Source organism: Curtobacterium sp. B18, assembly GCF_000333375.1.
Classification (GTDB): domain Bacteria; phylum Actinomycetota; class Actinomycetes; order Actinomycetales; family Microbacteriaceae; genus Curtobacterium.
Genome location: NZ_BACZ01000656.1, coordinates 1 through 2,723, shown reverse-complemented (window position 1 = coordinate 2,723; position 2,723 = coordinate 1). Strand labels below are relative to the sequence as shown.

Genomic DNA, 2,723 nt, shown 5'->3' with positions numbered 1-2,723 from the left:
GGATCGCGGTCGCCGCCGGGTGGTTCTGGAACACCGCGAGCGGGCCGATCTCGGCCGCGAGCGTCGACCGCTACGAGGCCTCCGGTCCGGTGCCGTTCGCCCTCGTCGCCGTCGTGGGGGTGCTCGTCGTCGTCGGGTGGGCCACGGTGGTCGTGCGGCTCTGGGCGCCGACCGGCGTCAGCTCCCGGACACCTTGACGACGTCGACGAGGCACGGCTGGACCGGCGCCGACTTGATGTCCTGGCAGGTCTGGTCGACGGTGAAGCTCTCCTCGAGGGTGCCGATCGCCGAGTAGTCCCGGTCCTTCGGGATGAGCGCGTTCGAGTAGTTCAGGAAGTACTGCACCCCGGACCGCTTGAGCAGGTCGACGAAGGCCGGGTCCTCGTAGTCGTACTGCTGCCCGTTCTCGCCGTACATCTGGGTGCCGGTCCGGAAGGCGACGAGCACGGTGTCGCGGGTGTTCGTCCCGAGGATCCTGCTGCCGGCGGGGAGCGTGTGGTTCGCGACGAGCAGGTCCGGGAGCGGCTCGTCCGGCGTGACGACGCCGCCGAGCACCTGTCCGGCGGGGATGCCGGACGGCTTCGTGGTCATGACCGAGAACGGCGCACGCACTCCGTTGACGTTCTGGCTGTACGCCGCGACGACGAGCACGGCGCACGCGACGACCGTCGCGACCTTCCGGACCCGGCGGCCCCGTCTCGCCGCCCGCCAGAACGTCGGCAGCAGGGCGGCGGCGATCAGTACGGACCCGGTGAACAGCGGCAGGTAGTAGCGGGCGTTCCCGCCCTGGGTGTCCACCGTCGCGATCCCGGCGTACCCGAGCAGGTACACGCCGGAGAAGATGCCGACGATGCTCGCGAACACGAACCGCCGGTAGTGCACCACCCCGGCGACGACCGCGCCGACGAACACCACGCCGATGGCGAGCGCGAACGGGGCGAACGAGCCGATGCGGAGGAAGTAGAACGGCAGCGCCTCGAGTCGCTGCTCGACGTAGTACCGCACCTTGCCGACGAGCGTGGTGGTCTGGCTCCGGGACGACTCCGTCGCCGACCCCGCGACGGGCTCCGCCGGCACGGTCCGCTCGGCGGTGAGGAGTCCGGCGTCGTAGATCGACGGCGTCCGGTCCTCGTTCGGTGAGACGGCCCGCGCGTTCGGTGGTGTGGGGATCCGGTACTCGTCGGCGTCCTTGCCGGACGAGTCGCTGAACTTGCCGGACACGTTCACGGTCAGCGACGAGCCGACCTCGACCCCGCCGAACTTCACGGACAGGGCGACGACCCACGGTGCGGACACGAGGACCACCGCGACGAGGGCGACGACGGGCAGCAGGACGGAACGGCGTTCCCGGGCCCCGGGACGGTCCTGGAACCAGCGGACGACGGCCCACACCGGCACCACGACGAGGAAGACGGGGACGAGGAACGCCTTCGTGCAGTACCCCAGCGCGCACACCGCCCCGAGCAGCACCCCGGTGAGGACGATCCGCCGGATCGACCCGTGCCAGGCGCGGTCCGCCGCGAGCAGTGCCCAGAGGAACCCGAGGCACCAGACGAGCACGAGGGTGTCCGGGGTCTGCAGGCTGACGTTCGCCATCATGAGCGGCGTGGTCGCGGCGATCGACCACCCCGCCGTCCAGCCGTTGCCCGTCGTCCGGAGCAGCAGCCACGCCCCCATCGCCAGCACGGGGACGCTGGACAGCGTGTTCACGACGGCGAAGGCGGTGGTCTGCCCGACGCCGATCGCGATGAGCGGCGCCATCAGCCAGGACACCATCGGCGACCAGTACCCGTTCACGGCGTCCGCCCAGTGCCACTCGGCGTACTGCTTGGCGATCGACATGTACGAGATGCCGTCGATGTTCGTCACCTCGAGCCGCGTCCGGTACGCGACGAACGCCACGAGCAGCGCGGCGACGGCGAGGAGCGCGCCGTTCGCGAGGAGCGACGCCCGCGAGGGACGACGCCCCTCGTGGAACGCCCCGAAGCGTCGTCGGTGCGGCGCCGCGGGAGCCGCGGCAGGACGGTCGTCGGTCAGCGCGTCGTCGATCGTCATCCCCCGCCCCCGCGCGGTGGTCAGCGGCCCATGCCGCGGTAGGTGAAGCCGGCTGCCGTCCAGGCGTCGCGGTCGAGGCAGTTGCGGCCGTCGACCACGATCGGGTCCGCCACGAGCGCGGCGACCGCGGCCGCGTCGAGCTCGCGGAACTCGGTCCACTCGGTCAGGACCAGCACGAGGTCCGCGTCCCGCAGTGCGTCGGTGGCGCGCTCGGCGTACTCCAGCTCCGGACGCACCCGGCGCGCCGTGACCACGGCCTCCGGGTCGTACGCGGCCACCGTCGCCCCGAGGGCCTGCAGCCGTCCGGCGATGTCGAGCGCCGGTGAGTCACGGACGTCGTCGGAGTTCGGCTTGAACGCCAACCCGAGCACCGCGACGCGCTTGCCGGTGACGTCCCCGCCGAGCAGCTCCTGCGCGAGCTCGACCACGTGCGCACGACGACGCAGGTTCGTCGCGTCGACGTCGGCCAGGAACGCCAGCGACTCCCCGACCCCGAGCTCGTCCGCCCGCGCCTGGAACGCCCGGATGTCCTTCGGCAGGCAACCGCCACCGAACCCGAGGCCGGCGTTGAGGAACTTCCGGCCGATGCGGGCGTCGTGCCCGATCGCGTCGGCGAGGGGCGTGACGTCNGCCCCGGCGACCTCGGCGATCTCCGCCATCGAGTTGAT

At 71.9% G+C, this 2,723-nt stretch carries 3 protein-coding genes; 1 reads left to right on the top strand and 2 read right to left on the bottom strand.

Features of this window, described 5'->3' with window-relative positions; translation table 11 throughout:
* Window positions 1–197 (top strand): hypothetical protein (locus I5E_RS25730; protein ID WP_031263086.1); only part of this gene is annotated, 197 nt, incomplete at its 5' end.
* Here I5E_RS25730 and I5E_RS17660 read toward each other — a convergent pair.
* Window positions 178–2,055: a hypothetical protein gene (locus I5E_RS17660; RefSeq protein ID WP_022908155.1), complete on the bottom strand. Its 1,878-nt coding sequence runs from the start codon at window positions 2,053–2,055 to the stop codon at window positions 178–180. The genes I5E_RS25730 and I5E_RS17660 overlap by 20 nt on opposite strands.
* Window positions 2,056–2,075: 20 nt before the next feature.
* Window positions 2,076–2,723: UDP binding domain-containing protein (locus tag I5E_RS17655; protein WP_031263085.1), on the bottom strand; the 648-nt coding region annotated here is incomplete at its 5' end.